The sequence below is a fragment of the Actibacterium naphthalenivorans genome (genome assembly GCF_014196965.1).
In the GTDB taxonomy this organism is placed as follows: Bacteria; Pseudomonadota; Alphaproteobacteria; order Rhodobacterales; family Rhodobacteraceae; genus Actibacterium_A; species Actibacterium_A naphthalenivorans.
On record NZ_JACIEQ010000001.1, the window covers coordinates 1077294 to 1102823 of the forward strand.

The window sequence follows — 25530 nt, forward strand, 5'->3', positions numbered from 1 at the left end:
AAACACAGCGGGCGCCCGAAGGCGCCCGTTGCAGATTTCAGCGCTGGCCGAGGGCCGGCCGGGGCTTACTCGTTCCGGCTTTCGGGCGTGTCCACCAGGCCGTAATCGTCGCCCCCCATCATGTCGTCGATCGGCGCGGCAAGGGCCGCGGCGGCCTCCGCCTCTGCCTGACGGGCGTCGAGCACCTTCTGGTCCCGCTCGGCGGCGATGCGGCGCACGCGCTGCGTGGCCCCGCCCGTACCGGCCGGGATCAGGCGGCCCACGATGACGTTCTCCTTCAGGCCGACCAGCTTGTCGCGCTTGCCCTGCACCGAGGCTTCGGTGAGCACGCGGGTGGTTTCCTGGAACGACGCGGCCGAGATGAACGACCGGGTCTGCAGCGACGCCTTGGTGATACCCAGCAGGATCGGCTGACCCTGCGCCGGGCGGCCACCCTTCGAGATCGCCTTGGCGTTGGCCTCGTCGAACTCTGCCTTGTCCACGTTCTCGCCTTTCAGAAGCGTGGTATCGCCGCTTTCCTGGATCTCCCATTTCTGCAGCATCTGGCGCACGATCACTTCGATATGCTTGTCGTTGATCTTCACGCCCTGCAGACGATACACATCCTGCACCTCGTCGATCATGTAATCAGCCAGGGCCTCGACCCCCATGATCGCCAGAATGTCATGCGGCGCCGGGTTGCCGTCCATGATGTAATCGCCCTTCTGAACGAAGTCACCTTCCTGAACCGGAATGTGCTTGCCCTTGGGCACCATGTATTCGACGGGCTCCATCGTGTCGTCACTGGGCTCGATCGTGATCCGGCGCTTGTTCTTGTAGTCGCGGCCAAAGCGCACGTAACCATCGATCTCGGCGATGATCGCGTGATCCTTGGGGCGCCGCGCCTCGAAGAGTTCGGCCACACGCGGCAGACCACCGGTGATGTCCTTCGTCTTCGCACCTTCGCGCGGGATACGCGCGACCACGTCACCGGCCTTGATCTCCTGCCCGTCCTCGACCGACAGAATAGCGTCCACCGACATCGGATAGGTCACCGGGTTGCCCGCGTCATTGCGCACAGGCTCTCCGCTGGCCGGATCCACGATGATGATCTCCGGCTTCAGATCGTTGCCCTTGGGCGCCGAGCGCCAGTCCGACACGATCTTCTGGGTCATGCCGGTGGCATCGTCAGTGTCTTCGCGCACCGAAATGCCCGAGACCAGATCGACGAATTTCGCCACACCGGCCTTCTCGGCGATGATCGGCAGGGTGTAAGGATCCCATTCGAACAGCTTGTCGCCGCGCGCGATCGTGGCGCCGTCGGCCACATGAACCTTGGTGCCATAGCCCAGCTTGTGGCTGGCCCGCTCGACGCCGTTCTCGTCCATCAGCGCCAGCACCATGTTCCGCCCCATGACGATATTCTCGCCCGCCGCATTCGCCAGCAGGTTGGCGTTGCGGAACTCCACCTTGCCGGCATGGCTGGCTTCCTGGAACGATTGCTGGCCACCCTGGGCGATACCGCCGATGTGGAAGGTCCGCATCGTCAGCTGGGTGCCGGGCTCGCCGATCGACTGCGCCGCGATGATGCCCACGGCCTCGCCGGTGTTCACCATAGTACCGCGTGCAAGGTCACGGCCATAGCACATGGCGCAGACGCCCTCTTCGGCCTCGCAGGTCAGCGGCGAACGTATCCGCACGCTGGCGACACCGGCCTTTTCGATGGCATCGGCCTTGCGCTCGTCGATCAGTTCGTTGCGCGACACGATCACCTCGTCGGTGGCCGGGCGCAGAACATCCTCGGCCGAGACGCGGCCCAGCAGACGTTCGCCCAGCGAGGAAACGACCTCGCCGTCGTTCACGGCCGCTTCGGCGGTGATCGCCAGATCGGTGCCGCAATCGCGCTGACGCACGATGCAATCCTGCGCCACGTCCACCAGACGCCGGGTCAGATAGCCCGAGTTCGCGGTCTTAAGCGCGGTATCGGCCAGACCCTTCCGGGCGCCGTGGGTCGAGTTGAAGTATTCAAGAACGGTCAGACCTTCCTTGAAGTTCGAGATGATCGGCGTTTCGATGATCTCGCCCGAGGGCTTGGCCATCAGGCCGCGCATGCCGCCCAGCTGTTTCATCTGGGCAGGCGAACCCCGCGCACCGGAGTGCGACATCATGTAGACAGAGTTCGGCTCTTTCTCGGCGCCCGCGTCATCGAAGCGCATCGCCGAGATTTCCGTCATCATCGCCGCGGCGACCTCGTCCGAGCATTTCGACCAGGCATCGACAACCTTGTTGTACTTCTCGCCCTGGGTAATCAGGCCGTCCATGTACTGCTGTTCGAATTCCTTGACCTGATCGCGCACGCCGTTGACGATATCCCACTTGCTGTCGGGGATCAGCATGTCATCCTTGCCAAAGCTGATGCCGGCCTTGAACGCCTCGCGGAAGCCCATGGTCATGATCTGGTCGCAGAAGATAACCGACTCCTTCTGGCCGCAATAGCGATAGACGGTGTCGATGACCTGCTGCACCTCTTTCTTGCGCAGCAGACGGTTCACCAGATCGAACGGCGCCTTGGCGTTCAGCGGCAGCAGCGCGCCAAGCCGTACCCGGCCCGGCGTGGTTTCGAACCGCTTGAAAACCTCGTTGCCCTCATCGTCGATCTGCTTGATCCGCGCCTGGATCTTGGAGTGCAGATGCACCTCGCCGGCATTCAGGGCATGCTCGATCTCTTCGACCGAACCGAAGACCATGCCTTCGCCCTTCATGCCCTTGCGTTCCAGCGTGATGTAATAGAGGCCCAGGATCATATCCTGCGACGGCACGATGATCGGCGCGCCGTTGGCGGGCGACAGCACGTTGTTGGTCGACATCATCAGCACACGCGCTTCCAGCTGGGCCTCGAGGCTCAGCGGCACGTGAACAGCCATCTGGTCGCCGTCGAAGTCGGCGTTGAACGCCGAGCACACCAGCGGGTGAAGCTGGATCGCCTTGCCTTCGATCAGCGTGGGCTCGAACGCCTGAATGCCAAGCCGGTGCAGCGTGGGCGCCCGGTTCAGCATGACCGGGTGCTCGCGGATCACCTCGTCGAGGATATCCCACACCTCGGGGCGCTCTTTTTCCACCAGCTTCTTGGCCTGCTTGACGGTGCTCGAAAGCCCCTTCGCCTCAAGCCGGCTGTAGATGAACGGCTTGAACAGCTCCAGCGCCATCTTCTTGGGCAACCCGCACTGATGCAGCTTCAGCTCCGGCCCGGTCACGATCACCGAACGGCCCGAGAAGTCGACCCGTTTCCCCAAAAGGTTCTGGCGGAACCGGCCCTGCTTGCCCTTCAGCATGTCCGAAAGCGATTTCAGCGGGCGCTTGTTGGCCCCCGTGATCACCCGGCCCCGGCGGCCGTTGTCGAACAGCGCATCGACCGATTCCTGCAGCATCCGCTTTTCGTTGCGCACGATGATATCGGGCGCGCGCAGCTCGATCAGCCGCTTCAGGCGGTTGTTCCGGTTGATCACCCGGCGATACAGATCGTTCAGATCCGAGGTGGCGAACCGGCCACCGTCCAGCGGCACCAGCGGGCGCAGCTCGGGCGGGATCACCGGCACGACGGTCAGGATCATCCATTCCGGGCGGTTGCCGGATTCCAGGAAGCTTTCAACCACCTTCAGGCGCTTGATGATCTTCTTGGGCTTCAGCTCGCCGGTGGCTTCCTTCAGTTCTTCGCGCAGACGGTCGGCCTCGGCCTCCAGATCAATCTGGCTCAGCATCTCGCGGATGGCCTCGGCGCCGATGCCGGCGGTGAACGCGTCCATGCCGAACGCGTCCTGCGCGTCCATGAACTCTTCCTCGGTCATCATCTGGCCATAGGTCAGATCGGTCAGGCCGGGCTCGATCACCACGTAGTTCTCGAAATACAGCACCCGCTCCAGGTCGCGCAGCGTCATGTCCAGCATCAGGCCGATGCGGCTGGGCAGCGATTTCAGGAACCAGATATGGGCGACGGGGGCGGCCAGCTCGATATGGCCCATCCGCTCACGGCGCACCTTCTGCAGCGTCACCTCGACACCGCATTTCTCGCAGACGACGCCGCGATATTTCATGCGCTTGTACTTGCCGCACAGGCATTCGTAATCCTTGATCGGGCCAAAGATACGCGCGCAGAACAGGCCGTCACGCTCAGGCTTGAACGTGCGGTAGTTGATCGTCTCAGGCTTCTTGATCTCGCCATAAGACCAGCTGAGGATACGCTCCGGCGAGGCCAGAGAGACCTTGATCTCGTCGAATTGCTTCGGCGGGGTCAGCGGGTTGAACGGGTTTGTCGTCAGTTCCTGGTTCATGATCGTTCCTTCTCCTGAACGGGTCAGGTAAAACTCTTGTCCTGGGCGTCGGCCTTGTCGAGGAGCCAACGATAGATACGGAAATTTGCGTGTTCAGCCACAGCCTTGCGCAGCATCGGGTTCTGGTCGGTGGGCGGCGACAGCGTAATCACCTCGTCAAGCGGATCTTCCCGCGGCGCATCCACCTCGAGAAAGCGGTAAAGCCGCGGCAGGCTCGTTCCCGCGATCAGCAGATCGTGGAAACAGAAGATGCCCACCTGATCCGGGCGCCGGCCCAGCTCTTTCTTGGTGCGCAGCAGGCTGTCGTTCCACTCCTGCATCGCGGCAAGAAAACCGCGCGTCGGCGCCCAGCCATCCTGAGGGTCTTTCGCCCGCCGCTCATAGCTTTCGGCCACCGAGAACGGATCACGCAGAATATAGACAACCTTGCACCCCGGGAAAGCCGCGAACAGCGTCTCGAAATCGTCGGTTATCCGCGGGATCTTGTCCCCCACCAGCTTCGCCGCCCCGATCCCCGCGCCGTGGGCCGCGCGAAACCCCGACAATGCGTCGTAATGGGTATCGCCGTCCTGAACGCTCAGAAACCGCTCCGGCTCGAAATGGGCGGGGGTCAGGCCGCCGGTCTTGTACAGCTTCGCGAAACGCTCATGCCCGATGCAGATATCCGGGTGCCGGTTCAGAAGACGGGTCAACGCTGTTGTCCCGCTTCTGGCGCAGCCGGCCACGAAGGCATGGCGCCGGTCTTCCGACCGGGCACCAGCCTTGTATGCCGCCGAAATGTCTATCTCAGACATCAGGCTCATTCGTCCTCCGCATCCAGAAGTTCCATGTTCAGGCCGAGACCCCGAACTTCCTTCACCAGCACGTTGAAGCTTTCCGGCACGCCGGCCTCGAAGTTATCCTCGCCCTTGACGATGGATTCGTAGACCTTGGTCCGGCCCGCCACGTCATCCGACTTGACGGTCAGCATCTCCTGCAGCGTATAGGCGGCACCGTAGGCCTCCAGCGCCCAGACTTCCATCTCCCCGAAACGCTGGCCACCGAACTGGGCCTTACCACCCAGCGGCTGCTGCGTGACAAGGCTGTAGGGGCCCGTGCTCCGCGCGTGGATCTTGTCATCCACCAGGTGATGCAGCTTCAGCAGATACTTCACGCCCACCGTCACCGGCCGCGCGAACTGCTCGCCGGTCCGCCCGTCGAACAGGATCGACTGACCCGATTCGCTGAACCCGGCGCGCAGCAGCGCGTCGTTGACATCCGCCTCCTTCGCGCCGTCGAACACCGGCGTCGCGATCGGAACACCCCGGGTCACATTGCCCGCGGCCTCCAGCAGACGGTCCTCGTCCATGCCGGCGACGCCTTCTTCATAGACATCGTCGCCATAGGCGATGCGCATCGCCTCGCGCACCGGGGTCAGATCGCCCGAGCGTTTGTACTCGCCAAGCGCATCGCCGATCTTCAGCCCCAGGCCGCGCGCGGCCCAGCCCATGTGGGTTTCCAGGATCTGACCGACGTTCATGCGCGACGGCACGCCCAGCGGGTTCAGGCAGAAATCGACAGGCGTCCCGTCCTGCAGGAAGGGCATGTCCTCCATCGGCACAACGCGCGAGATCACACCCTTGTTGCCGTGGCGGCCGGCCATCTTGTCACCCGGCTGAAGCTTGCGCTTCACCGCGATGAACACCTTGACCATCTTCATCACGCCCGGCGGCAGGTCGTCGCCGCGGCGCACCTTCTCGACCTTGTCCTCGAACCGATGCTCCAGCGCGCGTTTCTGCGCCTCGAACTGGGCGTTCAGCGCCTCGATCTGGCTCGCCTCGGCCTCGTCGCCAAGGGCAAGCTGCCACCACTGCCCCTTGGACAGCGTGTCCAGCAGCTCTTCGGTGACTTCCGAGTTCGGCTTGACGCCCTTCGGCCCCTTCACCGCGACCTTGCCCAGCATCATGCCCTTCAGACGGGCGTAGATGTTGCGCTCCAGAATGACCATCTCGTCATCCCGGTCACGGGCCAGGCGCTCGACCTCTTCGCGCTCGATCTGCAGCGCACGCTCGTCTTTCTCGACGCCGTGGCGGTTGAACACGCGCACTTCCACGACCGTGCCGTAATCCCCCGGCGGCAGCCGCAGCGAGGTGTCGCGCACATCCGATGCCTTCTCGCCGAAGATGGCGCGCAGAAGTTTTTCCTCCGGCGTCATCGGGCTTTCGCCCTTCGGCGTGATCTTGCCCACCAGAATATCCGCCGGCCCGACCTCTGCGCCGATGTAGACGATGCCCGCCTCGTCGAGGTTGCGCAGCGCTTCTTCACCGACGTTCGGAATGTCGCGGGTGATCTCTTCCGGGCCAAGTTTCGTGTCACGGGCGGCGACCTCGAACTCCTCGATATGGATCGAGGTGAAGACGTCATCGCGCGCGATCCGCTCGGAAATCAGGATCGAGTCCTCGTAGTTGTAGCCGTTCCACGGCATGAACGCGACGACCACGTTCTTGCCCAGGGCCAGCTCGCCCAGATCGGTCGAGGGGCCATCGGCGATGACCTCGTTCTTGCCGACCGTGTCGCCCACTTTCACCAGAGGCTTCTGGTTGATGCAGGTGTTCTGGTTCGAACGCTGGAACTTGCGCAGACGGTAGATATCCACGCCCGGATCGCCCGGCTCCAGATCTTCGGTGGCACGCACAACGATCCGGGTGGCATCCACCTGGTCGATGATACCGCCACGGCGGGCCATGATCGCGGCGCCCGAATCGCGGGCCACGACCTCTTCGATGCCGGTACCCACAAGCGGTGCATCCGCCTGCAGCAACGGCACGGCCTGGCGCTGCATGTTCGAACCCATCAGCGCGCGGTTGGCGTCGTCATTTTCCAGGAACGGAATCAGCGATGCCGCGACCGACACAAGCTGCTTCGGCGAAACGTCGATGAGATCGACATTCATGTTCGGCTGCAGCGTGTATTCGCCCGACCGGCGGGTCGACACCAGATCGTTCACGAACCGGCCATCCGCATCGAGGTTGGCGTTGGCCTGCGCCACGGTGTGGCGCATTTCCTCGGTCGCGGACATGTAGTTGACCTCATCGGTCACCTGCCCGTCCACCACCTTGCGGTAAGGCGTTTCGATAAAGCCGTACTTGTTCACGCGGGCATAGGTGGCCAGCGAGTTGATCAGGCCGATGTTCGGGCCTTCCGGCGTTTCAATCGGGCACATCCGGCCATAGTGGGTCGGATGCACGTCGCGCACCTCAAAGCCCGCGCGCTCACGCGTCAGACCGCCCGGCCCGAGCGCCGAAAGGCGGCGCTTGTGGGTGACTTCCGACAGCGGGTTGGTCTGGTCCATGAACTGCGACAGCTGGCTGGAGCCGAAGAATTCGCGCACCGCGGCCGCGGCCGGCTTGGCGTTGATCAGATCCTGCGGCATCACCGTGTCGATCTCGACGCTGGACATGCGCTCCTTGATCGCGCGTTCCATGCGCAGCAGGCCGACGCGGTACTGGTTTTCCATCAGCTCGCCGACGGAACGCACACGACGGTTCCCAAGGTGGTCGATATCGTCGATATCGCCCTTGCCGTCGCGCAGTTCGACCAGCGCCTTGATACAGGCGATGATGTCATCCTTGCGCAGGGTGCGCTGGGTGTCCGGCGCGTCGAGCGCGAGGCGCATGTTCATCTTCACCCGGCCGACGGCCGAAAGGTCATAGCGCTCGGAATCGAAGAACAGCGTGTCGAACAGCGCCGACGCGGCCTCGACGGTGGGCGGCTCGCCCGGGCGCATGACCCGGTAGATATCCATCAGCGCCGTGTCGCGATGCATGTTCTTGTCGGCGGCCATCGTGTTGCGGATGTAGGGGCCGACGTTGATGTTATCGATGTCCAGAACCGGAATATCGGTGATGCCCGCATCCAGCAGCTCTTTCAGGCTGCCGCCGGTCACCTCGCCGTCCTTGTCCACCTCCCAGGTCAGTTCATCGCCGGCCTCGACATAGATCGCGCCGGTTTCCTCGTTGATGATGTCCTTGGCGACATACTTGCCGATGATCTGATCGAACGGCAGCAGCAGGTCGGACACATTACCGGCATCGACCAGTTGCTTGACCGCGCGCGGGGTCACCTTCTTGCCGGCCTCGGCGATCACTTCGCCGGTGCTTGCATCCACCAGATCATAGGTCGGGCGGGTGCCGCGCACACGCTCCGGGAAGAACTTGGTGACCCAGCCCTTGTTCTTCTGCAGCTTGTAATCAACCGTTTCGTAATAGGCATCCATGATGCCTTCCTGATCCAGCCCCAGCGCATAAAGCAGCGTGGTGACAGGCAGCTTGCGGCGCCGGTCGATGCGGGCGAACACGATGTCCTTGGCGTCGAATTCGAAATCCAGCCACGATCCGCGATAGGGGATGATCCGGCAGGCGAACAGAAGCTTGCCCGAGGAATGCGTCTTGCCCTTGTCATGGTCGAAGAACACGCCGGGCGAACGGTGCATCTGGGAAACGATCACCCGCTCGGTGCCGTTCACCACAAAGGTGCCGTTCGGCGTCATCAGGGGCATGTCGCCCATGAACACGTCCTGCTCCTTGATGTCCTTGACGGACTTGGCGCCGGTGTCCTCATCGACATCGAACACGATCAGCCGCAGCGTCACCTTCAGCGGCGCGCTGTAGGTCATGTCGCGCTGCTGACATTCCTCGACGTCATACTTCGGCTTCTCCAGTTCGTAGCGAACGAACTCAAGCACGGCGGTCTCGTTGAAATCCTTGATCGGGAAAACCGACTGGAACACGCCCTGAATGCCGTCGCCATCGGTCGGCTCGAGCTGGTCGCCCGACTTCAGGAACAGATCGTAAGAGGATTTCTGAACCTCGATGAGGTTCGGCATTTCCAGAACTTCACGGATTTTGCCGTAGAACTTGCGGAGTCGTTTCTGGCCAACAAACGATTGCGCCATGTGCTTCATCACCTTTCGTCTATCGCGTCGCGCCATGCCGTCGGGCCACAGCAACGCTCCGCTCACGAATGAAGGGGGTCAGATTCCATTCCTGCAGCCGTCCCACCGGCTGCTCCCGAACCTTGAACCGCGCCTTAGAAAGAGCCCCGACCCCGGATCGAGGCCCTTTCTAAGACAGGTTCGGCCGGGCCCGAAAAACCTCCGGGCCCAGCCTTTTTCAAAGGATCGCGGCCACCGCCGCGCCCGATTACTTGATCTCGACTTCGGCGCCAGCCGCTTCGAGCTTGCCTTTGATCTCTTCGGCTTCGTCCTTGGAGCAGGCTTCCTTGACGGCCTTGCCGCCAGCTTCGACCAGTTCCTTGGCTTCTTTCAGACCGAGGCCGGTGATCGCGCGGACCTCTTTGATGACGGCGATCTTCTGGCCGCCAGCGGCCTTCAGGATCACGTCGAATTCGGTCTGCTCTTCAGCAGCGGCACCGCCGGCATCGCCAGCAGGGCCCGCCATCATGACGGCGCCACCGGCAGCCGGCTCGATGCCGTACTCGTCTTTCAGGATGGTTTTCAGTTCTTGTGCTTCGAGAAGCGTGAGGCCCACGATCTCTTCAGCCAGTTTTTTCAGATCAGCCATTTTCAGGTTTCCGTTCTTTCAGATGTGTTCCAACGCGAGGTGGTTCAACCCCACGCGAGCTCCGATGTTGCTTAAGCGGCTTCCGCACGCTCCTCGATCGTCGAGAGGATGCTCGCGATGTTCGAAGCAGGCGCGCCAATAGCGCCGGCGATGTTCGAGGCAGGGGCGCCGATACAGCCCACGATCGAAGCGATAAGCTCCTCACGGGACGGCATCGAGGCCACGGCTTTCACACCGGCCGGATCCAGAGCCGTCTCACCCATTGCACCGCCCAGGATGACAAACTTGCTGTTGTCCTTGGCGTATTTCTCGGAGACCTTGGCAGCAGCCACGGGATCTTCCGAGAAGGTGAGTACGGTCATGCCCGAAAGAAGGTCCGCGATGCTTGCGCAGGGCTTTCCTTCAAGGGCGATCTTGGCGAGCTTGTTCTTGGCAACGCGTACAGACCCGCCCGCTTCACGCATTTGCGCGCGCAGGTCCTGCATCTCAGCAACCGTGAGTCCCGCGTAGTGTGCAACCACAACAACGCCAGAGCTTTCAAAGATCTGGCCGAGTTCCTCGACCAGTTTTTCTTTCTGGGCTCTATCCACAGTTTCACTCCAATTCAGGAAGGCTTACGCCCTCCGGCTCAGTTTTGCCCCGGAAATCTCCGGGGCGTTCGGGTCCGCAAGGGTCCCGAGGCCAGGATCGCCCGAGGATAACCCCGGAAATCTGTCTCGTTCCCCATCTCGGGAAGGAAATTAAGCCCCGGGGGGCACCCTCCGTCTCGGACAGGACAGGGCGTTGCCACCCTGCCATCCCCCGCCCCGAAGGCCAGGGGAATCTCATCGGGTGGGGTTGCCCCCACCGCGGGCTCAGTTGCCCGTGGCCGACACCACGTCGATCGACACGCCGGGGCCCATGGTCGAGCTCAGCGAGACCTTTTTCATATAGGTCCCCTTCGCGCCCGCGGGCCGTGCCTTGCCGACCGCATTGACAAAGGCGCGGATGTTCTCGGCCAGCTTGGCCTCATCGAACGACGCCTTGCCGACACCGGCATGAACCACGCCGGCCTTTTCGGCCTTGAACTGAACTTCGCCGCCCTTGGCCGCTTTCACGGCATCGGCCACATCCATCGTCACCGTCCCCACCTTGGGGTTCGGCATCAGGTTGCGCGGGCCCAGGATCTTGCCCAGGCGACCGACGATCGGCATCATGTCCGGCGTCGCGATGCAACGGTCGAACTCGATCTTGCCGGACTGGATGGTCTCCATCAGATCCTCGGCGCCCACGATATCCGCGCCGGCGGCCTGCGCCTCATCGGCCTTGGGGCCGCGCGCGAACACGGCAACGCGCACCGTCTTGCCGGTGCCGTTGGGCAGGCTGACAACGCCGCGCACCATCTGGTCCGCATGGCGGGGATCGACGCCCAGGTTCATCGCGATCTCGATGGTCTCATCGAATTTCGACTTGGCATTGCCCTTCACCAGCGCAACCGCCTCTTCGACCGTCACGTTTTCCTTGGCGGCGAATGCCTCACGCGCCGCGCGCGTCCGTTTTCCGAATTTTGCCATGACGATTACCCCTTCACCTCGATACCCATCGAGCGGGCCGAACCCAGAATGATCTGCATCGCGGCCTCGACATCATTGGCGCTCAGATCCTTCATTTTCGCTTCGGCGATCTCTTTCACCTGAGCAACCGTCACGGACCCCGCAACCGCGCGGCCGGGCGTGTTCGAACCCGACTTCAGCTTGGCGGCCTTCTTCAGGAAATAAGACGCGGGCGGCGTCTTGATGTCCATGGTGAAGGATTTGTCCTGGTAATAGGTGATCACGGTCGGGCACGGCGCACCGGGCTCCATGTCCTGCGTCTTGGCGTTGAACGCCTTGCAGAATTCCATGATGTTGATGCCGCGCTGGCCCAGCGCCGGCCCCACGGGGGGCGACGGGTTGGCCTGCCCGGCTTTCACCTGCAGCTTCATCGTACCTGCGAGCTTCTTGGCCATCTGGCCTTCTCCTTCTTCTCACCACGCCAGACCCACGCGAGGGCGGCGCATCGGTTTAGTGGTCCGGTGTCACGGGCGCGCCCGCTCACCTCCCACGCACAGCACTCAGGCCTCTTTCGAAACCTGGGTGAATTCCAGCTCGACCGGGGTTGCCCGGCCAAAGATCGACACCGTCACCTTCAGGCGCTGGTTGTCGTCATCCACATCCTCGACCATGCCCGAGAACCCTTCGAACGGGCCATCGGTCACATTCACCAGCTCGCCGATCTCGTAAGTGATCAGCGACCGCGGCGCGGCCTCGCCTTCCTCAACCCGGTTGAGGATCGCGTTCACCTCGGCGTCGCGCATCGGCATCGGGCGGCCCTGCGGCCCCAGAAACCCGGTCACCCGGTTGATCGAGTTGATCAGGTGATAGCCCCGGTCCGACATCTCCATCCGCACCAGCACATAGCCGGGCATGAACCGCCGCTCCGCCGTCACCTTCTTGCCCCGGCGCACCTCGATCACCTCTTCGGTGGGCACCAGAACCTCCTCGATCTCGTCCTCGAGACCGTTCTCGGCAACGGCAGTTTTGATCTGCTCGGCGATCTTTTTCTCGAAATTCGAGAGCACGCTCACCGAATACCACCGCTTCGCCATCTTGCCTGTTACCTCACGTCTTTCGGCGCTTTGGCCGAAACTTTGAATTCCATCAGGTGGTTAACCCACCCTCCCCCGAACAAAAAACAGCGCGCAACCCGAATCGATGCACGCCGGTTTATGAAGGTGGACCCGCCATACCGGCCTTGAGAGGCCTTTTCAAGGGCGGTCCTGCCAAAAAACTCAGGCGAAAAGGCCCAGCATCGCCGCCAGCCCGCTGCGGATCGCAAGATCCACCAGCGAAAAGAAGACCGCCGTCAGCGCGGCCAGGGCGAACACCATCGCCGTGGTCAGAAGAACCTCGCGCCGCGTCGGCCAGACCACCTTGGCAATCTCCGACCGGGTCTGCTGAATAAACTGAAGAGGGTTAGCCTTCGCCATGTGTCTTCCTGATCTGTCTGTCAACGGCGCGGAGATACGCGCATCCGGCCCGCTTTACAAGGGGCACTCCGCCCGGCCGCGGCGTCACGCCCCGGCACCTGCGCCCTCCGCGGCGCGCGGCGGCAATCTTCTGCGCGAAAGGCCTGGCAGGGGTTGGGGGACTCGAACCCACGACCCTCGGTTTTGGAGACCGATGCTCTACCAACTGAGCTAAACCCCTAAGGCCGAGTGACCGATTACGTCACCGCGCGGCGGGAATCAAGAGTGTAACGGAACGAACTGCGTCATGGATGCTTAAATCGGGTCGGGGACCTTGACCCGCCGGGTCGACCGCTCGACAGCGCGCCCGCCGCTATCCTTGAAATCCGCATAGCACTGGATGCTGCGCGCCGCACCCGTCAGCGATTTTGGCACTTCGCACAACAGCTCGCCCTGACACTGGCTCCCCCTGGTGATCCAGTCGCGGCTGTAAACCCATTGGGCAACGCGATCCGTCCGTTGCGCCACCACAAGCGGGCGCCGCTTTCGCCACCAGTTCTTGATCGGCCCGGCAAAACGCAGCCGGGCATCGGCAACTTCCAGAATTTTCGCACCGGCCTCGGCCTCGAAATCGAACGCCCCCGCACCGTCTGCCGCGATAGAGGCCGGATAAATCCCCGCGATACGAATCTGTCTGGATCCGGGCTGCATTTCCACCAGAATGCGGTCCACCAAATCGTATCGCTTGCGGCGTTTTTGCCGCTCGCTCCAGTCGGGATTGGCGGGGCGTTCGACGGGCGACAGCAGAATGCGGAAAATGTCATGCGTTGCCGGGTTGTGGACCAGCCCCTGAAACAGGGTTCCCCTCTCTTCGTCCGTCAACGCGTTGTAGTCGAGCCGCTCAGCCTGCTCCGAAATCTCAATTTGAAAAAACTCCATGCCCGCCCGTTTCTGCGCAAACCCGTCCAAAAGAAGACTGATCCCGATTCTTGTAACAACGGCATGAAAAAAGGGCCGCCCCAAAGGGCGGCCCGTCGCAAATTTTCTGGGAATGGTTTACTCGATGATCTTGGAAACGACGCCTGCGCCGACGGTGCGGCCGCCTTCGCGGATGGCGAAGCGCAGCTTCTCTTCCATCGCGATCGGCGCGATCAGCTCGACCTCGAACTTCAGGTTGTCGCCCGGCATCACCATCTCGGTGCCCTCGGGCAGCGTCACGGTGCCGGTCACATCCGTCGTCCGGAAGTAGAACTGCGGCCGGTAGTTCGCGAAGAACGGCGTGTGCCGGCCACCCTCTTCCTTGGTCAGGATATAGGCTTCGGCCTCGAACTTCGTGTGCGGCGTCACCGAACCCGGCTTGCACAGAACCTGCCCGCGCTCCACGCCCTCACGGTCGATGCCGCGCAGCAGCGCGCCGATGTTGTCGCCGGCCTCACCACGATCGAGCAGCTTGCGGAACATTTCCACGCCCGTGCAGGTCGTCTTCTTGGTGTCGGTGATGCCCACGATCTCAAGCTCGTCGCCCACGTTCACGACGCCCCGCTCGACCCGACCGGTCACAACCGTGCCGCGGCCGGAAATCGAGAACACGTCCTCGATCGGCATCAGGAACGGCTGGTCGACCGCGCGCTCGGGCGTCGGGATGTATTCGTCCACCGCCGCCAGAAGCTCGCGGATCGAGTTCTCGCCGATCTCGGGATCGCGGCCTTCCAGCGCCGCCAGCGCCGAGCCCTTGATCACCGGAATGTCGTCGCCCGGATAGTCGTAGGACGACAGCAGCTCGCGGATCTCCATCTCCACCAGCTCCAGAAGCTCCTCGTCATCCACCTGGTCGACCTTGTTCATGTAGACGACCATGTAGGGGATGCCCACCTGGCGCCCCAGCAGGATGTGCTCGCGCGTCTGCGGCATCGGGCCGTCCGCCGAGTTCACGACCAGGATCGCCCCGTCCATCTGCGCCGCACCGGTGATCATGTTCTTCACATAGTCGGCGTGCCCGGGGCAGTCCACATGCGCGTAGTGACGGGTTTCCGTCTCGTATTCCACATGCGCGGTCGAGATCGTGATCCCGCGCGCCTTCTCTTCCGGCGCGCCGTCGATCTGATCATAGGCCTTGAAATCACCGTAATACTTCGTGATCGCCGCCGTCAGCGTCGTCTTGCCGTGGTCAACATGCCCGATCGTGCCGATGTTAACGTGCGGTTTGGTACGCTCAAACTTTTCCTTAGCCATTCCTCTGGCGCCTCATGGATTAGGGGGCCGGACATGGCCCGATTCAACATCGCGGGCTAATTATTGGCAGATGGAGGAGAAATCAAGCGCCAGTTCGCGGTTCCGGCCGGCGGCGAGGCTCAGGCATCCTCGCCGCCCCCCGCCGCGGCTTCTTCGGCAACCGGCTCCGGCTCTTCCTGCCCGAACCAGTCAGCCCGGTTCTTCACCAGCCAGCGCTCGATCGCCTTCGCCGCGTTCTGCGCCAGATCCTGCATCTGTTCCTCGCGGCTCCGCGTCAGGCCCGAGCCCACCAGCGTCTTGCCCGTGACGCTTTCCAGCACCGCGATCTGCTCGGGCTTGGCATTGAGCTTTTGCCCCGCCGCGTCGTCCCAGATATTGACGGTGAAAACCAGCGCCGACTTGGGCGAAAGGATGATCGGAATCCCCGGCACGGCCAGCGCATAGCCATCCACCCTGACCCCGATGTGATAGATCTTTTCGCCCTCATACCGGCCGAAGCGGCGCTCGACCTCTGTTTTCACCGCCGCTTCCCACTCATCCGCCGTCGCCTTGCGCGAGGGGGGCAGCTTTTGCGCCTCGTCAGCCACCACGATATTGTGACCGAGCCGGAAATCGCCCAGCAGCGCCGGCGGCTCCAGCGGGTCGCCGGGCTGTGTCCCGGCACAGGCGGCCAGCGCCACAAGCGCCGCCGCGCCCAGAATCGCCCGCGCCCGGGTCCGCGTCACAACCATGCTCCCCCCTTACTGCGTAAACCGGTTGTCCCGCGGGAACCCGCGCGGCGCCATCCGGCCGCTTGCCGCCCGCTTGCCGATCCATTCGCCAAGATCGGTTTCGGTGCGGGTCCGGCCGGCCGGATCCTTCCACGACAATCCATCGGCCAGAACAAAGGTCGTCGCGTCGCTCAGCCCGCCATCCTTGTATTTCTGCAGCCTCACGCCCTTGCCCCGCGTCATCTCGGGCAGCTCCTCCAGCGCGAACACCAGAACCTTGCGATTCTCGCCGACACAGGCCACGTGATCACCCGCCACCGCACGGCAGACCCTGGCCACCGTGTCGCCGCGCACGTTCAGCACCTGCCGGCCGGTCCGCGTCTGCGCCAGAACCTCGTCCGACGGCACCACGAACCCGTCGCCCGCCGAAGAGGCCACCAGCAGCTTCGACCCCGGCCGGTGGATGAACAGATCCACGATATCGGCCTCGTTCGGCAGATCGACCATCAGCCGCACAGGCTCGCCCATGCCGCGCCCGCCCGGAAGCTGCGAGGCGGGCAGCGTATAGAACCGTCCGTTGGTGCCCAGCAGCAACAGGCGGTCGGTCGTCTCGGCATGAAAGACAAAGCGGCCCTCGTCGCCGTCCTTGAACTTCAGCGCCGTGTCCTGCGCCACATGCCCCTTCATCGCGCGGATCCACCCCATCTTGGAGCAGACCACGGTCACCGGCTCGCGCTCGATCATCGCCTCCAGCGGCACCTCTTCCACCGCGCCCGCCTCGGCGAACCGGGTGCGCCGCGCGCCGCCCTCGGATCTCTTGCCGAATTTCGTGCGGGTCTCGCGCAGCTGGGCGGAAATGCTGTCCCACTGCACGGTCTCGTTTTCCAGCAGATCCTCCAGCCCGGCGCGCTCTTCCATCAGCGCGTCGCGCTCGCGCCGCAGCTCCAGCTCTTCCAGACGGCGCAAGGAACGCAGCCGCATGTTCAGGATCGCTTCGGCCTGCACCTCGCTCAGCTCGCCCGTGCCCCCGGCAGCGGGCGACACGTAATCCTTTTCCGATACCGCGCGCACATGATCCTTGCCCCAATCCTCGCGCATCAGCGCCGCCTTGGGCTCGTCATCATAGCGGATGATGTCGATTACCCGGTCGAGGTTGAGAAAGGCGATGAGGAACCCTTCCAGAACCTCGAGCCGGTGGTCGATCTTCTCCAGCCGATGCTGGCTGCGCCGCAGCAACACCTCGCGCCGGTGATCCAGAAAGGCGCGCAGCACCTCTTTCAGGCTGCACACCTTCGGCTGGCGCCCATCGATCAGCACGTTCATGTTCAGGCTGAAGCGCACCTCGAGGTCCGAGTTGCGGAACAGCATCCCCATCAGCATCTCGGGGTCCACGTTGCGGGTCTTGGGCTCGATCACCAGCCGCACATCCTCGGCCGATTCGTCGCGCACATCGCCGAAGATCGGGATCTTCTTGGTCTGGATCAGCTCGGCCAGCTTTTCGATCAGGCGCGACTTGGGCACCTGATAGGGGATCTCCGTCACCACGATCTGCCACTGGCCACGGCCCAGATCCTCGACCTCCCATTTCGCGCGCAGACGGAAACTGCCGCGCCCGGTGCGATAGGCCTCGATGATGTTTTCCCGCGGCTCGACGATCACGCCGCCGGTGGGGAAATCGGGGCCGGGGATATGCTCGATCAGGGTCTCGTCGCGGGCATTGGGCGACTTGATCAGATAGAGGCAGGCATTGATCAGCTCTTCGATGTTGTGCGGCGGGATGTTGGTGGCCATGCCCACCGCGATGCCGCTCGACCCGTTGGCCAGCAGGTTCGGGAAAGACGCGGGCAGCACCACCGGCTCGGTCAGCGTGCCATCGTAATTGTCGCGGAAATCCACCGCGTTCTCGGCCAGCCCCTCCATCAGCGCCTCGGCCGCCGCGGTCAGCCGCGCCTCGGTATACCGGCTGGCGGCCGGGTTATCGCCATCGATATTGCCGAAATTGCCCTGCCCGTCGACCAGCGGATAGCGCACGTTGAAATCCTGCGCCAGCCGCGCCATGGCATCATAGATCGCGGCATCGCCATGCGGGTGATAGTTGCCCATCACGTCGCCGCTGATCTTGGCGGATTTGCGGAATCCCCCGGTCGAGGCCAGCCGCAATTCGCGCATCGCATAGAGGATTCGCCGGTGAACCGGCTTCAGCCCGTCGCGCGCATCGGGCAGCGCGCGGTCCATGATCGTTGAAAGCGCATAGGTCAGATAGCGTTCACCGATGGCCCGGCGCAGTGGCTCGGCCAGTTCGGAATGCTCCATCTTGGGGTCGTCGGTCTGATCATCCATGCATCTGGTGATAGCCAAGCCCGCGCGCCGCCACAAGCAAGCAAACGGGGCAGAACGGCCGTTCATTCCCCTTTTTCGGAACCGACGCCGCCGTCATGAGTTCGCCCCACAACAAGTGCCATTCTGGGAAGTTAAATGTTTCGGTTGATATTCTGGACCTGCGCCGCGCTCTACGCCGTGCTCACCCTCTACGGAGAACCCGCGCCGGTGATGAGCGCCGCGCGCTTCGTCACCTCCGCCGAAGAGGCAACCGCCGAGCCGGCCCCCGCCGCCGCGCCCGCCAAGGCCCGGGCCCCGGCCCCCGCCCTGCCGCCGGAAGACGCCGGCGGCATAAAGGTCACGCCCGTCTCCTTCGGCTCCGGCTCCGCCCCCGCCCTGCGCACCATCGACAAGCGTGACGCCCCTGCCGGCTACACGCCCGCCGAGCCCCGCCAGACCGCCGCCCCGGCGACACCCGGCGGCACGGTCTATACCGTCACCGGCAGCCGGGTGAACCTGCGCGCCGGCCCCTCCACCGGCGCCGAGGTCATCACCGCCCTGACCCGCGGCACCAGGGCCACCCTCGTCTCCGCCCCCACCGACGGATGGGTCGAGCTTCAGGTCCAGGCGACCGGCCTGCGCGGCTTCATGGCCGAGCGCTTCCTCGCCCCCGAAGGCTGATTGCCGCGCCGCCGCATTTGCCCTAGCCTGCGCGCGGGCAGACAACAGGCAGGCGCATGAGCCGGAATTCCATCCTCATCACCGGGTGCTCCTCGGGCATCGGATATGACGCGGCGCACGGGCTGGCGAAACACGGCTGGCGCGTCTTCGCCACCTGCCGGCAGGAAACCGACTGCGCCCGCCTGCGCGACGAGGGGCTGGAAAGCTTCCCGCTCGACTATACCGATGAATCCAGCATCGAGGCGGCCCTGGCCGAGGCTCTGGCGCGCACCGGCGGCACGCTCGACGCGTTGTTCAACAACGGCGCCTTCGCCTGCCCCGGCGCGGTCGAGGATCTGCCCCGCGGCGCGCTGCGCGAGATCTACGAAACCAACGTTTTCGGCTATCACGACCTGACGCGCCGGGTGATCCCGGTGATGCGCGCCCAGGGTCACGGCCGGATCGTCAACAACTCCTCCGTGCTCGGCTTCGTGTCGCTGAAATGGCGCGGCGCCTATGCCTCGAGCAAATTCGCGCTCGAAGGGCTGACAGACACGCTGCGCCTCGAGATGCGCGATACGCCGATCCGGATCATCCTGATCGAACCGGGGCCCGTCACCTCGAACATCCGCACCAATTCCATCCCCCATTTCGAAAAATGGGTGAACTGGCAGGCCTCCGCCCGCGCCGATCAATATCGGGAAAGCCTGCTCAAACGGCTCTACGACGGCGGCTCCGACGGGTTCGAACTGCCCGCCTCGGCCGTCACCCGGAAACTGATCCATGCCCTCGAAAGCCGCCGCCCCCACCCGCGCTATTTCGTCACCACGCCAACCTATGCCGCCAACCTGATGCGGCGCCTGCTGCCCACACGGCTGCTGGACCGGGTGCTGGCAAAAAGCTGACCGCGACGAAATAGCGGTTCGCTTTTGTCCGCCGGGCCGCTATTTCCCAGCGAACAGGAAAGGACATGCGCATGCTGCAAGACCCGTTTTTCATCCTCGTCGCCGTGGCCTGCCTCGCGGTGGCGGCGATCCTTCTGCTGGGGATCGGCGGCTTCGCCAGGGGCGGCGCGTTCAACCGCATGCACGCCAACCGCATCATGCGCTACCGCATCATCGGCCAGGCCGTGGCGGTGGCCCTGATCCTGCTTTTCGTTTATGTCCGCCGGATGTGAGGCGCTGATGGTTGTCCTGAACAAGATCTACACCAAAACCGGCGATCAGGGCGAAACCGCCCTGGGCAACGGCGCGCGGATCGCCAAACACGCGCTGCGCGTCACCGCCTATGGCACCGTCGATGAAACCAACGCCACCGTCGGCCTGGCCCGCCTGCACGCGGCCGATGCGATGGATGCCCGCCTGGCCGCGATCCAGAACGATCTGTTCGATCTCGGCGCCGATCTGTGCCGGCCCGACATGGATAAGGATGCCGAGGCGGAATTTCCGCCGCTGCGCATGGCCGACAGCCAGGTCGCGCGGCTGGAGGCCGAGATCGACGCGATGAACGCCGCGCTGGAACCGCTGCGCAGCTTCATCCTGCCCGGCGGCTCCGCCCTGGCCGCGCATCTGCACCTGTGCCGCACCGTATCGCGCCGGGCCGAGCGGCTCTGCGTCGAACTGGCGGCGGCGGAGCCGGTCAACCCGGCGGCCGTCAAATTCCTCAACCGCCTGTCCGACTGGTTCTTCGTCGCCGCCCGTGTCGCCAACAACGGCGGCAAGGATGATGTGCTCTGGGTGCCGGGCGCGAACCGCTAGCCCGCGCCTCTCGGCATCGGCGGCGAAACATCTGAAAACGGCGCGGCGGTTTTGCCGAAATTTTGCTCCCCGTCGAATTAATCCTGTTTTCCCCTCCGCAGAGTCGATAACAAAAACCGCAAAGTTGGATTAAGACCGGAGGAGACCCCGCAAATGAAGGTATTGGTACCTGTCAAGCGCGTGATCGACTATAACGTGAAGGTTCGCGTGAAGGCGGACGGGAGCGGTGTCGATCTTGCGAATGTCAAGATGTCGATGAACCCGTTCGACGAGATCGCGGTGGAAGAGGCGATCCGTCTGAAAGAGGCGGGTGTCGCGACCGAGATTGTTGCGGTTTCGATCGGCGTGAAGCAGGCGCAGGAGACGCTGCGCACGGCGCTTGCGATGGGCGCCGATCGCGCCATTCTTGTGGTGGCCGCCGATGACGTGCATCAGGACATCGAGCCGCTGGCGGTGGCCAAGATCCTCAAGGGCGTGATCGACGCCGAGGAGCCCGGTCTGGTGATCGCGGGCAAGCAGGCGATCGACAATGACATGAACGCGACCGGCCAGATGCTGGCGGCGCTGCTGGGCTGGGGCCAGGCGACCTTCGCCTCGGAGCTGACGGTCGAGGGCGATCATGCCACCGTCACCCGCGAGGTCGATGGCGGGCTGCAGACCATCAAGGTCACGCTTCCGGCGATCGTCACCGCGGATCTGCGGCTCAACGAGCCGCGCTATGCGTCGCTGCCCAACATCATGAAAGCCAAGAAGAAGCCGATGGAGGAAAAGACGGCGGCCGATTACGGCGTCGATGTCACGCCGCGCCTGCAGGTGGTCGGCACCGCCGAACCCGCCGCGCGCCAGGCCGGCGAAATGGTCGGCTCGGTGGACGAGCTGGTGGCGAAACTCAAAGCGGCGGGAGCGATCTGATGGCTGTACTTCTTCTGGCGGAACTCACGGGCGGCGCCCTGGCCGTGGACGCGACCGCAAAGGCGCTGAGCGCCGCGAAACAGCTGGGCGATGTGACGGTTCTGTGCGCTGGCGCCTCCTGTGCGGATGCGGCCGGGGCCGCGGCGGAACTTGATGGCGTGGCACGGGTGCTCTGCGCCGATGATGCGATCTATGGCAACGGTCTGGCCGAACCGGTCGCCGCTCTGATCGTCAGCCTGGCGGGGGAGTATGAACATTTCGTTGCCCCGGCCACGGCGAGCGCGAAAAACATCATGCCGCGGGTGGCGGCGCTTCTGGATGTGATGGTGATTTCCGATGTGTCGGGCGTGGTTTCGGGCGATACGTTCGAGCGGCCGGTCTATGCCGGCAACGCGATCCAGACGGTGAAATCGACGGATGCGAAAAAGGTGCTGACGATCCGCACCTCGACCTTCGACGCGGCGGGCGCGGGCGGTTCGGCGGCTGTCGAGCCCATCGGCGCGGCGGCCGATCCGGGCCTTTCGGAATGGGTGGAAGACAAGGTCGCCGCCTCCGACCGGCCCGAGCTGACCTCGGCCGGCGTGGTGGTCTCGGGCGGGCGCGGCGTGGGTTCGGAAGAGAATTTCGCGCTGATCGAGCAGCTGGCCGACAAGCTGGGCGCCGCCGTTGGCGCCTCGCGCGCGGCGGTCGATTCGGGCTATGCGCCGAACGACTGGCAGGTGGGCCAGACCGGCAAGGTGGTGGCCCCGGCGCTCTATGTCGCGGTCGGCATCTCGGGCGCGATCCAGCACCTCGCCGGCATGAAGGACAGCAAGATCATCGTCGCCATCAACAAGGACGAAGACGCCCCGATCTTCCAGGTCGCCGATTACGGCCTCGTCGCCGATCTCTTCAAGGCAGTACCAGAGATCATCGACAAGCTGTAAGCCGCTTTCGTACCGAACCACGGTGCGAAATGTACCGAATGCACGATCAGGCCCGCCCTTTCCGGCGGGCCTGTTTCGTCAGGCAGGGCCCATGAACCGGTCGATCGCCGGCGCCAGCGCGGCGGCGATCTCGGCGTGAACCTCCGGCCCCGGCAGCGCCATCGCCGCCGGCTCCTCCAGCGGTGAAAACACCATCCCCTCCGTTCCCCGCGCCACCGCCGCGGCGCTGGCCCGCACCCGCACCGTTTCCGAAAACCCCGGCGCCACCTCGGCCACCATCGCGTCATCGACGAACAGCGGCTCCGGCCCCAGCCCGCCATCCGCGAAACCCCGCGACCCGACGCCGGTCACGTGCAACAGCACGCTCGCCCCGGCCAGAGGCGCGGTCAGGGATTTCAACCGCGCCACCCAGGCCGTCTTCAGCTCTGCCTCGACCGCCGCGAATTTCCGGAGCGAGACGGTTTTCAGGGTTGTCAGCATGTGCCGGGTAAAATGGAACTCGGTAAAATCCACCTCTGGAAACAATGCCTTGAGCTGCGGCGAGGCGCGCAGGAACCTGTCATTACGCCGCGGATGTACCGCGTAGAACCGGTTCGACATGTTCTGCGCCCCGAGCACCTGAACAACCGTCACCCGCGCCGGCGCACACAGGGTCAGCACCGCCGCCTCGCCTGAAAAGATATCGGGCCCGGCGTTGGCACAGCCAAGATTGACGATCCTGTGCCCCGTCAACTCCTCCACCAGCGCCGGAAACGGCGTTTTCACGAATTTCCCATAGGTCTCGGTTCCGCCGGTCATGGCGCAGAACACGCCTTCCAGCCTGCGCCGCGGGCCTCGGAACATAAGCTTTGAATTGCCGTACCGGCACGGAAAATAATTCAGCGCCCCAGCGCCCGGATGTTCATACATCACGCCACCCACTCTGTTGCATTTCGACTCACCCGATTCCAAGACTGGGCCGCGACCCTTTCCAAACCCCTAAACCGTGCATTTGAATCGAATGCCGATGCGCCTTCAGGCTTGCGCCGGCCTCGGCGGGGGGCCTATGGTCGGGCCGTGATCCGCAGAGGGAAATCCATGGATATCAAGTCGGTCGGAGTTGTTGGCGCGGGCCAGATGGGCAACGGGATTGCGCATGTTCTGGCGGTTGCCGGGTATGATGTTCTTCTGAACGATATTTCCGAAGACAACCTGTCGCGCGCCCTCGCCCAGATCGACAAGAACCTCGAACGCCAGGTCAGCCGCGAAAAGATCACCGCCGAAGACAAGGCCACCGCCCTGGCGCGCATCAAGACCACGCTGAAGCTGACCGATCTTGGCCCGTCGGACCTGATCATCGAGGCGGCCACGGAACGCGAAACCGTGAAAACCGCGATCTTCGAGGATCTTCTGCCGCATCTGAAGCCCGAAACGATCCTGACGTCGAACACCTCTTCGATCTCGATCACCCGGCTGGCGTCACGCACCGACCGGCCCGAGAAATTCATGGGTTTCCATTTCATGAATCCCGTGCCCGTGATGCAGCTGGTAGAGCTGATCCGCGGCATAGCCACCGATGAACAGACCTATCAGGCCTGCCTGAAAGTTGTTGAAAACATTGGTAAAACTGCCGCCAGCGCCGAAGATTTTCCGGCTTTCATCGTGAACCGCATCCTGATGCCGATGATCAACGAGGCGGTCTATACGCTGTACGAAGGGGTCGGGTCTGTCAAATCCATCGACGAGTCGATGAAGCTGGGCGCGAACCATCCGATGGGGCCGCTGGAACTGGCCGATTTCATCGGGCTGGACACCTGCCTTGCGATCATGAACGTGCTGCATGACGGGCTGGCCGACACCAAATACCGCCCCTGCCCGCTGCTGACCAAATATGTCGAGGCCGGATGGCTGGGCCGCAAGACGCAGCGCGGGTTCTACGACTACCGCGGCGAAACGCCGGTGCCGACACGCTGATCCGGCACCCTGTCAGCCGGCCAGCGACAAGGTGCGGCTGCGCAGCCAGGTGACGAACCCGCGCGGGTTTCCCGACCAGCTTTCGATATCGGTACGCTCGATCACATCGCCCACGACCGGCGCCTGCGGCCGGTTCAGCGCATGCACGACCTCATAGAGCAACAGCCCCTGCCGCAGGGTCGGCGACAGCCGGTTGGCGATCTGGTAGAGGCGCGAATTCTGGCCCGGGAAATAGATCGGCACGACCCTCGCGCCCGAGCGCTGGATCATCTTGGCGGTGAACGGGTTCCACTCTGCCTCGATCGCCGGCCCGAAAGGGGTATCGGCCGTGGCCACCACGCCGGAGGGGAACAGGATGATCACGCCGCCCGCGTTCAGCAGATCCATCGCCCGCTGCCGCATCTGCAGGTTCTTCTGCAGCGCGTCCTCTTCATGCAGAAACGGCACGGGGATCATGAACTGATCCACCTCCTGCACCCCGGTCAGAAGCGAGCGGGTCAGAATCTTGTAATCCGTGCGCACCCGCCCGACCATCTCGGCCAGAAGCATGCCATCGACCAGCCCGTGCGGATGGTTCGCCACCACCACCAGCGGCCCCTCGGCCGGGATGCGGGCGATCTGTTCCGGCGGGGTGTTGATCGCGATGCCCATCACCTCGAGCGCCTGTTTCCAGAACGCCTGCCCGTGCGGCGCGCCCATCGCCTCGAACCGGCGGATCAGTCGCAGCAGGGTCAGCTTGCCGGTCAGCCATTCCATCGTGCGGATGGTGTTGGCCTTCCACGGATTGGTAAAGGTATTGGCATAAGAGAGGCGGCGCTTGTCATAGGGCTGTTCGGTCGGGGGCGGGGCGCCCCTGGCGGCGCTGGCCACCGGTATTGCCTTATGTCGATAGCTCTCAACCAAAGGGTCCGGATCTCCCTGCCACAGTCTCAGTACTCTTCGCCGAACTTGTCGGCGACAAGTGCCGCGAGGGCGTCCATCAGCAGGTCGGCCTGGTTCCCGCTGGTTTCAACCTCAATAGAGGTTCCTTTGGAAGCTGCCAACATCAAAAGCCCCATGATCGAATCTCCCACCGCGCTCAGCCCGTCACGCCGGACCTCGGCGCGCGCATCGAAGGATTCCACCGTTTCCACGAATTTCGCCGAGGCGCGCGCATGCAGGCCCTTTTCGTTGACGATATCCAGAGTCCGCATTGCCATCCTGTCTT

Annotated in this window: 23 protein-coding genes and 1 tRNA gene; 7 read left to right on the forward strand and 17 right to left on the reverse strand. The window is 63.7% G+C overall.

Annotated elements, in window-relative coordinates:
* Positions 1 to 65 precede the first annotated feature (65 nt).
* The 14 genes from rpoC to parC all read right to left on the reverse strand — a co-directional run bounded on the left by rpoC (position 66) and on the right by parC (position 18136).
* Positions 66 to 4307 (reverse strand): DNA-directed RNA polymerase subunit beta', encoded by a 4242-nt coding sequence (gene rpoC, locus GGR17_RS05350; RefSeq protein ID WP_054537802.1) that lies wholly within the window; start codon positions 4305 to 4307, stop codon positions 66 to 68.
* A 23-nt stretch (positions 4308 to 4330) separates the two neighbouring features.
* Positions 4331 to 5110: a sulfotransferase family protein gene (locus GGR17_RS05355; protein ID WP_054537801.1), complete on the reverse strand. Its 780-nt coding sequence runs from the start codon at positions 5108 to 5110 to the stop codon at positions 4331 to 4333.
* Positions 5107 to 9240: a DNA-directed RNA polymerase subunit beta gene (rpoB, locus tag GGR17_RS05360; protein ID WP_054540282.1), complete on the reverse strand. Its 4134-nt coding sequence runs from the start codon at positions 9238 to 9240 to the stop codon at positions 5107 to 5109. The genes GGR17_RS05355 and rpoB overlap by 4 nt, the downstream gene beginning before the upstream one ends.
* 247 nt (positions 9241 to 9487) lie before the next feature.
* A complete protein-coding gene (rplL, locus tag GGR17_RS05365) occupies positions 9488 to 9868 on the reverse strand; it encodes a 50S ribosomal protein L7/L12 (protein ID WP_037210819.1) in 381 nt (126 codons plus the stop codon).
* Positions 9869 to 9939: 71 nt separating this feature from the next.
* Positions 9940 to 10458, reverse strand: a complete 519-nt coding sequence (rplJ, locus tag GGR17_RS05370) for a 50S ribosomal protein L10 (RefSeq protein ID WP_037210817.1) — start codon at positions 10456 to 10458, stop codon at positions 9940 to 9942.
* A gap of 264 nt (positions 10459 to 10722) precedes the next feature.
* Positions 10723 to 11421 (reverse strand): 50S ribosomal protein L1, encoded by a 699-nt coding sequence (gene rplA / locus GGR17_RS05375; RefSeq protein WP_054537800.1) that lies wholly within the window; start codon positions 11419 to 11421, stop codon positions 10723 to 10725.
* Positions 11422 to 11426: 5 nt separating this feature from the next.
* Positions 11427 to 11855 (reverse strand): 50S ribosomal protein L11, encoded by a 429-nt coding sequence (gene rplK, locus GGR17_RS05380; protein WP_037210812.1) that lies wholly within the window; start codon positions 11853 to 11855, stop codon positions 11427 to 11429.
* A gap of 105 nt (positions 11856 to 11960) precedes the next feature.
* A complete protein-coding gene (nusG, locus tag GGR17_RS05385) occupies positions 11961 to 12494 on the reverse strand; it encodes a transcription termination/antitermination protein NusG (protein ID WP_037210810.1) in 534 nt (177 codons plus the stop codon).
* 183 nt (positions 12495 to 12677) lie between these two features.
* Positions 12678 to 12875: a preprotein translocase subunit SecE gene (gene secE, locus GGR17_RS05390; RefSeq protein ID WP_037210808.1), complete on the reverse strand. Its 198-nt coding sequence runs from the start codon at positions 12873 to 12875 to the stop codon at positions 12678 to 12680.
* Positions 12876 to 13019: 144 nt separating this feature from the next.
* Positions 13020 to 13095, reverse strand: a tRNA-Trp gene (locus tag GGR17_RS05395).
* A gap of 74 nt (positions 13096 to 13169) precedes the next feature.
* Positions 13170 to 13793 (reverse strand): hypothetical protein, encoded by a 624-nt coding sequence (locus GGR17_RS05400; protein WP_157445493.1) that lies wholly within the window; start codon positions 13791 to 13793, stop codon positions 13170 to 13172.
* A 117-nt stretch (positions 13794 to 13910) separates the two neighbouring features.
* Entirely contained in the window at positions 13911 to 15086 is a 1176-nt protein-coding gene (gene tuf / locus GGR17_RS05405; RefSeq protein WP_054537798.1) for an elongation factor Tu, read from the reverse strand.
* Between the two features lie 119 nt (positions 15087 to 15205).
* Positions 15206 to 15817, reverse strand: coding sequence for a hypothetical protein (locus GGR17_RS05410; protein WP_054537797.1), 612 nt, complete (start codon positions 15815 to 15817; stop codon positions 15206 to 15208).
* Between the two features lie 9 nt (positions 15818 to 15826).
* Positions 15827 to 18136, reverse strand: a complete 2310-nt coding sequence (parC, locus tag GGR17_RS05415) for a DNA topoisomerase IV subunit A (RefSeq protein WP_054537796.1) — start codon at positions 18134 to 18136, stop codon at positions 15827 to 15829.
* A gap of 135 nt (positions 18137 to 18271) precedes the next feature.
* Between parC and GGR17_RS05420 the strand changes: the two genes are divergently transcribed.
* The 6 genes from GGR17_RS05420 to GGR17_RS05445 all read left to right on the forward strand — a co-directional run bounded on the left by GGR17_RS05420 (position 18272) and on the right by GGR17_RS05445 (position 22370).
* Positions 18272 to 18796 carry an SH3 domain-containing protein gene (locus GGR17_RS05420; protein ID WP_054537795.1) on the forward strand — a complete coding sequence of 175 codons (525 nt, stop codon included), beginning with the start codon at positions 18272 to 18274 and terminating at the stop codon, positions 18794 to 18796.
* 56 nt (positions 18797 to 18852) lie between these two features.
* Complete coding sequence (locus GGR17_RS05425; protein WP_054537794.1) at positions 18853 to 19680, forward strand: SDR family NAD(P)-dependent oxidoreductase; 828 nt, start codon at positions 18853 to 18855, stop codon at positions 19678 to 19680.
* 71 nt (positions 19681 to 19751) lie between these two features.
* Positions 19752 to 19952, forward strand: coding sequence for a twin transmembrane helix small protein (locus GGR17_RS05430; protein WP_054540281.1), 201 nt, complete (start codon positions 19752 to 19754; stop codon positions 19950 to 19952).
* 7 nt (positions 19953 to 19959) lie between these two features.
* Positions 19960 to 20532 carry a cob(I)yrinic acid a,c-diamide adenosyltransferase gene (locus tag GGR17_RS05435; protein WP_054540280.1) on the forward strand — a complete coding sequence of 191 codons (573 nt, stop codon included), beginning with the start codon at positions 19960 to 19962 and terminating at the stop codon, positions 20530 to 20532.
* A 153-nt stretch (positions 20533 to 20685) separates the two neighbouring features.
* Positions 20686 to 21444 carry an electron transfer flavoprotein subunit beta/FixA family protein gene (locus GGR17_RS05440; RefSeq protein ID WP_054537793.1) on the forward strand — a complete coding sequence of 253 codons (759 nt, stop codon included), beginning with the start codon at positions 20686 to 20688 and terminating at the stop codon, positions 21442 to 21444.
* Positions 21444 to 22370 carry an electron transfer flavoprotein subunit alpha/FixB family protein gene (locus tag GGR17_RS05445; protein WP_054537792.1) on the forward strand — a complete coding sequence of 309 codons (927 nt, stop codon included), beginning with the start codon at positions 21444 to 21446 and terminating at the stop codon, positions 22368 to 22370. Before GGR17_RS05440 ends, GGR17_RS05445 begins: the two co-directional genes overlap by 1 nt.
* A 78-nt stretch (positions 22371 to 22448) precedes the next feature.
* On the opposite strand, the gene GGR17_RS05450 is transcribed toward GGR17_RS05445, so the two are convergent.
* Positions 22449 to 23279 (reverse strand): DUF6473 family protein, encoded by an 831-nt coding sequence (locus GGR17_RS05450; RefSeq protein WP_157445492.1) that lies wholly within the window; start codon positions 23277 to 23279, stop codon positions 22449 to 22451.
* A 168-nt stretch (positions 23280 to 23447) separates the two neighbouring features.
* Here GGR17_RS05450 and GGR17_RS05455 point away from each other — a divergent pair, with 168 nt between their 5' ends.
* Positions 23448 to 24323: a 3-hydroxybutyryl-CoA dehydrogenase gene (locus GGR17_RS05455; protein ID WP_054537790.1), complete on the forward strand. Its 876-nt coding sequence runs from the start codon at positions 23448 to 23450 to the stop codon at positions 24321 to 24323.
* A 12-nt stretch (positions 24324 to 24335) separates the two neighbouring features.
* On the opposite strand, the gene GGR17_RS05460 is transcribed toward GGR17_RS05455, so the two are convergent.
* Both GGR17_RS05460 and GGR17_RS05465 read right to left on the reverse strand, forming a co-directional pair.
* On the reverse strand, positions 24336 to 25193 hold the full coding sequence (locus GGR17_RS05460) for a lysophospholipid acyltransferase family protein (protein WP_255353364.1): 858 nt from the start codon (positions 25191 to 25193) through the stop codon (positions 24336 to 24338).
* A gap of 59 nt (positions 25194 to 25252) precedes the next feature.
* Positions 25253 to 25522, reverse strand: coding sequence for an HPr family phosphocarrier protein (locus tag GGR17_RS05465; RefSeq protein ID WP_037210053.1), 270 nt, complete (start codon positions 25520 to 25522; stop codon positions 25253 to 25255).
* Between the last annotated feature and the right edge of the window lie 8 nt (positions 25523 to 25530).

What these genes read in the sequence shown, in the direction of transcription:
- rpoC (WP_054537802.1), bottom strand. Translation starts at nt 4,307, where the DNA reads ATGAACCAGGAACTGACGACAAACCCGTTCAACCCGCTGACCCCGCCG.
- GGR17_RS05355 (WP_054537801.1), bottom strand. Translation starts at nt 5,110, where the DNA reads ATGAGCCTGATGTCTGAGATAGACATTTCGGCGGCATACAAGGCTGGT.
- rpoB (WP_054540282.1), bottom strand. Translation starts at nt 9,240, where the DNA reads ATGGCGCAATCGTTTGTTGGCCAGAAACGACTCCGCAAGTTCTACGGC.
- rplL (WP_037210819.1), bottom strand. Translation starts at nt 9,868, where the DNA reads ATGGCTGATCTGAAAAAACTGGCTGAAGAGATCGTGGGCCTCACGCTT.
- rplA (WP_054537800.1), bottom strand. Translation starts at nt 11,421, where the DNA reads ATGGCAAAATTCGGAAAACGGACGCGCGCGGCGCGTGAGGCATTCGCC.
- rplK (WP_037210812.1), bottom strand. Translation starts at nt 11,855, where the DNA reads ATGGCCAAGAAGCTCGCAGGTACGATGAAGCTGCAGGTGAAAGCCGGG.
- nusG (WP_037210810.1), bottom strand. Translation starts at nt 12,494, where the DNA reads ATGGCGAAGCGGTGGTATTCGGTGAGCGTGCTCTCGAATTTCGAGAAA.
- secE (WP_037210808.1), bottom strand. Translation starts at nt 12,875, where the DNA reads ATGGCGAAGGCTAACCCTCTTCAGTTTATTCAGCAGACCCGGTCGGAG.
- GGR17_RS05400 (WP_157445493.1), bottom strand. Translation starts at nt 13,793, where the DNA reads ATGGAGTTTTTTCAAATTGAGATTTCGGAGCAGGCTGAGCGGCTCGAC.
- tuf (WP_054537798.1), bottom strand. Translation starts at nt 15,086, where the DNA reads ATGGCTAAGGAAAAGTTTGAGCGTACCAAACCGCACGTTAACATCGGC.
- GGR17_RS05410 (WP_054537797.1), bottom strand. Translation starts at nt 15,817, where the DNA reads ATGGTTGTGACGCGGACCCGGGCGCGGGCGATTCTGGGCGCGGCGGCG.
- parC (WP_054537796.1), bottom strand. Translation starts at nt 18,136, where the DNA reads ATGGATGATCAGACCGACGACCCCAAGATGGAGCATTCCGAACTGGCC.
- GGR17_RS05420 (WP_054537795.1), top strand. Translation starts at nt 18,272, where the DNA reads ATGTTTCGGTTGATATTCTGGACCTGCGCCGCGCTCTACGCCGTGCTC.
- GGR17_RS05425 (WP_054537794.1), top strand. Translation starts at nt 18,853, where the DNA reads ATGAGCCGGAATTCCATCCTCATCACCGGGTGCTCCTCGGGCATCGGA.
- GGR17_RS05430 (WP_054540281.1), top strand. Translation starts at nt 19,752, where the DNA reads ATGCTGCAAGACCCGTTTTTCATCCTCGTCGCCGTGGCCTGCCTCGCG.
- GGR17_RS05435 (WP_054540280.1), top strand. Translation starts at nt 19,960, where the DNA reads ATGGTTGTCCTGAACAAGATCTACACCAAAACCGGCGATCAGGGCGAA.
- GGR17_RS05440 (WP_054537793.1), top strand. Translation starts at nt 20,686, where the DNA reads ATGAAGGTATTGGTACCTGTCAAGCGCGTGATCGACTATAACGTGAAG.
- GGR17_RS05445 (WP_054537792.1), top strand. Translation starts at nt 21,444, where the DNA reads ATGGCTGTACTTCTTCTGGCGGAACTCACGGGCGGCGCCCTGGCCGTG.
- GGR17_RS05450 (WP_157445492.1), bottom strand. Translation starts at nt 23,279, where the DNA reads ATGTATGAACATCCGGGCGCTGGGGCGCTGAATTATTTTCCGTGCCGG.
- GGR17_RS05455 (WP_054537790.1), top strand. Translation starts at nt 23,448, where the DNA reads ATGGATATCAAGTCGGTCGGAGTTGTTGGCGCGGGCCAGATGGGCAAC.
- GGR17_RS05465 (WP_037210053.1), bottom strand. Translation starts at nt 25,522, where the DNA reads ATGGCAATGCGGACTCTGGATATCGTCAACGAAAAGGGCCTGCATGCG.